At 71.9% G+C, this 3,303-nt stretch carries 4 protein-coding genes; 2 read left to right on the top strand and 2 right to left on the bottom strand.

Annotated features, from left to right (window positions below; genetic code table 11):
• A partial coding sequence (locus FDZ70_08235) for a hypothetical protein (protein ID TLM72679.1) occupies positions 1–286 on the bottom strand: 286 nt, incomplete at its 3' end.
• Positions 287–383: 97 nt separating this feature from the next.
• Here FDZ70_08235 and FDZ70_08230 point away from each other — a divergent pair.
• Together FDZ70_08230 and FDZ70_08225 are read left to right on the top strand one after the other, a co-directional pair.
• Entirely contained in the window at positions 384–1,352 is a 969-nt protein-coding gene (locus FDZ70_08230; GenBank protein ID TLM72678.1) for a diacylglycerol kinase family lipid kinase, read from the top strand.
• Positions 1,157–2,074: a glycerol-3-phosphate acyltransferase gene (locus FDZ70_08225; protein ID TLM72677.1), complete on the top strand. Its 918-nt coding sequence runs from the start codon at positions 1,157–1,159 to the stop codon at positions 2,072–2,074. Before FDZ70_08230 ends, FDZ70_08225 begins: the two co-directional genes overlap by 196 nt.
• 64 nt (positions 2,075–2,138) lie before the next feature.
• On the opposite strand, the gene FDZ70_08220 is transcribed toward FDZ70_08225, so the two are convergent.
• Complete coding sequence (locus FDZ70_08220; protein TLM72676.1) at positions 2,139–2,315, bottom strand: 4Fe-4S dicluster domain-containing protein; 177 nt, start codon at positions 2,313–2,315, stop codon at positions 2,139–2,141.
• Between the last annotated feature and the right edge of the window lie 988 nt (positions 2,316–3,303).

The following is a 3,303-nucleotide window of genomic DNA, read 5'->3' as shown; positions in this document are numbered from 1 at the left end:
GCGTCCATGAGACGGCGACCCAGGTCGCGACGGCGCCCGCCGTCAGCAGCCCGAACGGGCCGAAACGCCCCGGTGCGGGCGCCGGGAGCGCGACGTACACCCCCAGCGCGACCGCAGCAGTGGCCAGCGCGGCCGCGCCACTCTCGGCGAACCGGCGCCGTGCGAGCATGCGCGCGCGCTGCGGCGAGGCCGATGCCGCACGCCGGTAGAACCGCCGGAACCGCGCCTGGTCCCACACCATCAGCGCCAGCCCCGCCGCTATCCCGAGCAGCCAAATCCCGGTCACGAGCACCTCGGCGTCCCGGCGCCCCAGCTGTCCCGTCGCACCCCGCCGAGCAAGAACGGTGCCCCCCGCGCACGACTGGCACGAAGGTCGCGCAGCGGTGCCCGGAATCGGTATGCTCCACCCGGACGGGGAGCTTGGCGACGGGAGGGAATGCATGGCCCTCGGGAAGTGCCTGGCGATCGTGAACCCGGCGGCGAAGCACGGGGTGACGGGGCAGGTCATGCCCGCGATCCGGCGGCTGCTCGACGGTGTCTCCGGCGCCGAGATCAGCTACATCGAGAGTGAGGCGCCGCGGCACGCGCTCGACCTGGCTCGCGAAGCGAACGGCTTCGAGACCGTTCTCGCGGTCGGCGGTGACGGGACCGTGCACGAGGTCACGAACGGCATCATGGAGCGCCCCGCCGGCGACCGGCCGGCGATGGCGATCATCCCCACCGGTTCCGGCAACGACTACGCACGCACGCTCGGCATCTCATTCGACCTCCCGACCGCGGTGCGCCAAGTCGCGACCGGCGAGCGCAGGATGGTCGACATCGGCCGATGCAACGGCATGTGGTTCGACAACTCCGTGGCGATCGGCCTGGACGCACGCGTGACCGCGAAGGCGGTCGAGATGAAGGTCCGCACCGGCTGGAGCGGGCTGCCGCTCTACCTGCGTTCGCTGTTCTACGTGCTGTTCAACCAGTACCACTCGCACAGGCTGCGGGTCGCGTACGACGGCGGGCAGCCCGAGGAAGTCGACCTGCTCGCCCTCGCGCTGACGCACGGGCCGACCTACGGCGGTGGCTTCCTCATCACGCCCGAGTCGGTCCCGACGGACGGGCTGCTCGACGTCTGCGCGATCGCGGCGATGCCGCTCGGCGAAGCCCTGTGGCGGCTTCCCTTCGTCATCGCCGGCAAGCACACCCGCATGCGGCCGGTGACGATGTCGCGACATGCATCGGTGGTCGTCGAGAGCGACGAGCCGGTGGCTGGGCAGATCGACGGCGAGGTCCTGCTCGACACCCGCTACGAGGTCGAGACGTTCCCCTCCGCGTTCGAGGTCGTCATGGCGGGACCCTCGTGACGGCAACGGCTCTCGCGGTCCCCTTGGCGACGCTGGTCGTCGGGTACCTCGTCGGTTCGATCCCCTGGGCATACGTCATCGTGCGCTCGGTGAAGGGAACCGACGTCACCGACTACGGCACCGGCAACGTCGGGGCGATGAACGTGAAGCGTGCGACGGGCTCGTGGGGCTGGTTCGTGGTCGCCATGATCCTCGACGGGCTCAAGGGGCTCGTGCCCGCGCTCGCCGCCAAGCTCGCCGTCGGCGGCCTGCCGCTCGACTGGGCGCTCGCCCTGCGGCCGTGGGGCGAGACGCTGCGAAGCGTGAGCGCCATCTGGTATCTCCAGCCGTGGCTCGTAGTCCCGCTCGCGATGGTGGCCGGCGCGGTGCTCGGCCACAACTACTCGCTGTGGATGGCCGTGATCAAGAAGCGGTTCACCCGCACCGGCAAGGGCATGGCGACCGGCGCCGGAGCGCTACTCGGGTACGACTGGCGCTACTTCGCAGCGGTGGTCGTGGTCGGGCTGCTCGTCATCGCGCTCACACGCTACATGATGGCGGGCCAGGTCGCCGCCTCATGGACGCTGCCCGCCACGGCCCTGCTCGTGCGCTCGCCCGACTGGCCGTTCGCCCTCGTCATGGGCGCCGTGGTGTACGCGGCGCACCACAAGCGCTTCATGGGCCTGCTGCGGGGCGAGGAGCCGCGCATGTACACGCGGGACCGTATGGGGCCGCGCGGGTGACAGATGCGCGAAGACCGGCCCGCAGCGGGCCGGCCTTCGCGATGTGGTGCACCCGTGCGCGGCGCTACTCGAGTGTGATCGCGCCGTTCGGGCACACGTCCTCGCAGGTACCGCACTCGGTGCAGTCGTCCGGACGGCCGAGCGACGCGACGTCGCCCATGTCCAGCGCGCCCGTGGAGCACTCATCGACGCAGATACCGCACGCAGTGCAGCTGTCGGGATCGACGACCGGCTTGCCCATTTCGGATTCCTCTCAGTCGGTGAGCCCCCGGCTGCGGGAGCGCGAGCATGATAGCACCGACCGCAGGTCGCGGCGAAGAGCGCGAGAACAGGTGGCCGCTCACCGCACCTTGTCGGCGACCTCCTGCGGGCTCCACAGACAGAACGGGTAGCCCCGGTCGGTGAGCACGTCCGACGCGGCCCGCTGCGCGGCGAGCCGGTCCCGCTCGGCGCGCGCCTCCTCGCGGACGGTCGCGAGCAGGCCGCCGAGAGCCGCGTTGACCTCACGGATCTCGGCGCCGAGCGCCTTCCTGTCGGCGCCGTCCGCCGCGATGGCCTCGACGAGCACGCGCTTGGCCGAGGCGAGCCGCTCCGCCTCATCGCGCTCCGTCGGCGTCTCGAACGCCACCTCCGCCAGGAGCCGGTCGGGGTTGTGCTCGAGGGCGTTGACGCGCTGTTCGGCGGCCTCGACCTCCTCCGGCGTCACGAGCCGGCCGCCGAGGGGCAGGTACATCGTCAGCGACGCGACCGCGTACGCCGGCAGACGCAGCCCGAGGAACCGCGACGCGACGCCGTCGGTGACCGCGTCGTAGCGCCCGCCGCCGACGCCGTGGATGAACAGGTCGGCGACGAGCAGGCGGTTGAACATCGTGAGCGCGAGCGCCTTGGGGGCCACCGCCACCCCTGCCGACTCGAGAGCGGCCGCGACGGCGCCCGGCTCGGCTGCCGACCCGGCCACATCCTCCGTCTCCGCGAGCACGCGCAGGCCGTCGGCCACGCGCACGGACACCGTGCGCCGCTCACCGCCGGCCAGTGCCCAGAACGGCAGCTCGACCGTGTCGCCGTCCGACGCCAGGTCGGGGAACGGCTGCACGGCGGAACGGACGCCCGTACGCTGCCGGTACGCGCCGAGTTCGCCGTTGTACGCCTCGGCGAAGCGGCACGCGTCGAGCGCGACGTGCGCGAAGAAGCGGCGGAAGGATTCGCCCCGGCACTGCACGCTCACCGGC

The organism is Actinomycetota bacterium (assembly GCA_005774595.1).
Classification (GTDB): domain Bacteria; phylum Actinomycetota; class Coriobacteriia; order Anaerosomatales; family D1FN1-002; genus D1FN1-002.
Note: the sequence above shows the minus strand (reverse complement) of the source record. Positions and strands in the feature narration are given on the sequence as shown.